Annotated in this window: 3 protein-coding genes and 1 tRNA gene; 2 read left to right on the top strand and 2 right to left on the bottom strand. The window is 62.5% G+C overall.

Annotated elements, in window-relative coordinates:
• Positions 1–198: 198 nt before the first annotated feature.
• Positions 199–690 carry a GspH/FimT family pseudopilin gene (locus AC04L7_RS17230; RefSeq protein WP_475513514.1) on the top strand — a complete coding sequence of 164 codons (492 nt, stop codon included), beginning with the start codon at positions 199–201 and terminating at the stop codon, positions 688–690.
• 111 nt (positions 691–801) lie between these two features.
• A tRNA-Asn gene (locus AC04L7_RS17225) sits at positions 802–878 on the top strand.
• A gap of 70 nt (positions 879–948) precedes the next feature.
• On the opposite strand, the gene AC04L7_RS17220 is transcribed toward AC04L7_RS17225, so the two are convergent.
• A complete protein-coding gene (locus tag AC04L7_RS17220; protein ID WP_435999843.1) occupies positions 949–1,377 on the bottom strand; it encodes a type IV pilin protein in 429 nt (142 codons plus the stop codon).
• Between the two features lie 3 nt (positions 1,378–1,380).
• The coding region (locus AC04L7_RS17215; RefSeq protein WP_475513513.1) for a PilC/PilY family type IV pilus protein at positions 1,381–2,139 on the bottom strand (759 nt) is incomplete at its 5' end.

Raw genomic sequence — 2,139 nt, 5'->3', positions numbered from 1 at the left:
AGTATAGCGAGGGGGCGTGACGAGAGCCGCGGCGAATTCCTACATGCGGACAGGTCTGGACCTGATGGCGAGCAGATCAAACGACCGCGAACCTGACCCCACCCCATTCAAAAGGAGCTGTCGATGGCAAGGATGCCCTCGCTTCCCGCCCGGAGGAGTCCTATTGGCTCCACCATGCATACCCAAGGTTTCACTCTGATGGAAACCGCTGTGACCCTTTCCGTCCTGGCGCTCATGGTCGCCATCGGCCTGCCGTCGATGAGGGAGTTCCGGGCTCGACAGCAAGCCAATGCGACCGCGAACCTGTTGGTGTCCCACTTCGCATCGGCGCGCATGACGGCCATCAGCCACAACGTGCCGATCGTGGTATGCCCCAGCGATGGCGCCGGCACGTGCCGACAGGACACCGACTGGGGAGGTCATTGGCTCTCTTTCCGCGATCCGGACGGCAATCGCCAGCCCGACGACGGTGACGACATCTACAGAAACGAGACCGTGGTGGAAACACCCTTCATCCGTATGATCTCGACCCAGGGACGCCGACAGGTCCGCTACCAACCCACCGGCATGAGTTACGGCACCAATCTGACCATCCGGATCTGCTACGACGGCCACGTGGCCAGCAGCGTCATCATGAACAACAGCGGTCGAGCCCGTATCGTGCGAGGCGACCTCTCCACGGCGTGTTGAATGCCCTGCGGGGACCGGACTAGCGATGGCTGCCGGACATCCCGCGAGATTACCGGGTACAAAAGCCAAGGCTTGTCCCCGCCGGAATCGCTGGCTACAATACGCGCCCCCGCCCGAATAGCTCAGCCGGTTAGAGCACTTGACTGTTAATCAGGGGGTCGTTGGTTCGAGTCCAACTTCGGGCGCCACATTCAAGAAAAGCCGCATCGAGAGATGCGGCTTTTTTTTGATGACCGACGGTCAGACTGGTCCTGTGATCTACCAGCAGCCGGTCGTCGCCGGCGAACGGGTACCGGCCTGATTGATGGTGAGGGTGCCACAGCTGTCGCCCGCCTGCTTACCTATCGGCGTCGCGCTCAACGTGTAGGAACGCGCGGCCACTGCGGCGGGCGCCACCGTGTAGAACTGGGCGGTGTCCCCCTCGCAAGCGAAGGCTGCTGGCGACCCCGCCCCGTCGTAGGCGAGGGCGGTCGTGTAGAAACGCTCCATCTGCTGGGCGGCCTGCATGAGGCACGCCGTTCCTGCCGCACGACGGCTCTTGCGAATGTGTTCGTTATACGCAGGCAGCGCGATCGAGGCGATGATGCCGATGATCGCCACTACGACCATCAACTCAATCAGCGAGAATCCGGCGTGGGCCCCTGCCTTCGCACCCTGGCGCATAGATCTATCCATCTGCATCTCCATCCGTCAGTCCCTCCGAAGCTCGCGCCATGACGCCCGATCCCACCGTGGCCGGGCTGTCTGCGGTGAATTCAAGCCACTGCCTCCCGTGCCACCCACGACCAGCAGACCCCTGAGCAGGTTGGGAAGCGTCGGCATGCCGTTGCCCACGTTCACCGAACCGACCGGCAGACCTCCGCTCACGGACGTGTCGTCCGTACCATTCCTGCCATCGAGGTCGAAGTAGGACATGCCACCGCTCGTGCCGGTGAACGCATCCAGCGCGTTGATGTAACCCGTGCCGTTCGCATTGCAGGCATCGCCGGAGGGAATCACGCTGGCAGTGACCATGAACCGCGCCGCAAGCTGCGCATCCTGGATGATTCTCTCACCACGCACAGGCAGATCGATGTACCACCCCTTCGAAGCGGCGGGAAGCGCCGACTTCGACTCGAATGCCCGCACGTTACCTTCGGTCACCTGGATGGTGCGGGGCGTAAGGCTCGCCCGGGTAAGGCTGGCACCTTCGTCCACGAAACCATACATCGTCTGCACATCGACATTCGTGGATTGCGCGTCCTCGGCTGTCAGGTAACGACCGGTACCGAAGAATACCCAACGCTTCTTCGTAACAGGATGGATGCCCAGGGCCACCGCACCACTGATGGGCTGCGCCTTGCCGCCGGCATCCTGAGCGGTAAACAGCCGCGTTGCGCTCCAGGCACCGGGGGTCGGACTGGTCAGATCGAACTTCCATACATTGCCCAACATGTCGCCGGCGTAGAC

Source organism: Pseudoxanthomonas sp. LjRoot204_2, assembly GCF_056175765.1.
Note: the sequence above shows the minus strand (reverse complement) of the source record. Positions and strands in the feature narration are given on the sequence as shown.

Excerpts from the sequence above, each read along its gene's own strand:
- AC04L7_RS17230 (WP_475513514.1), top strand. The coding sequence starts at position 199 with ATGGAAACCGCTGTGACCCTTTCCGTCCTGGCGCTCATGGTCGCCATC.
- AC04L7_RS17220 (WP_435999843.1), bottom strand. The coding sequence starts at position 1,377 with ATGGAGATGCAGATGGATAGATCTATGCGCCAGGGTGCGAAGGCAGGG.